This is a genomic window from Pseudomonas sp. SDT291_1_S447 (genome assembly GCF_054070155.1).
In genome coordinates this window covers 1-221 of sequence record NZ_JBSVXS010000436.1, presented here as the reverse complement: position 1 = coordinate 221, position 221 = coordinate 1, and the positions used below count along the sequence as shown (strand labels likewise).

1 protein-coding gene is annotated in these 221 nt (G+C 61.5%); it reads left to right on the top strand.

What is annotated here, in order from left to right; all coding sequences use genetic code 11:
* On the top strand, positions 1 to 221 hold a 221-nt coding region (locus ACW9IR_RS30260), incomplete at both ends, for a helix-turn-helix domain-containing protein (RefSeq protein WP_457466288.1).

Sequence of the window (221 nt, the reverse complement as noted above, 5' to 3'; positions counted from 1 at the left end):
ATCCAGATGTACGTGCGCGATCACCTGCAGGACAACCTCGATGTCGACACCATCGGCTACCAGTTCCACTTGTCGCGCCGCCACCTGACCCGTCTGTTCAAGGCCTTTGCAGAGGAAACCCTGGTGGACTTCACCAACCGCACGCGGGTGGAGACCGCCGCCCGGCTGATTTCCAGCACCTCGCTGTCGATCCTGGAAGTCAGCCTGGCGGTAGGCATCGA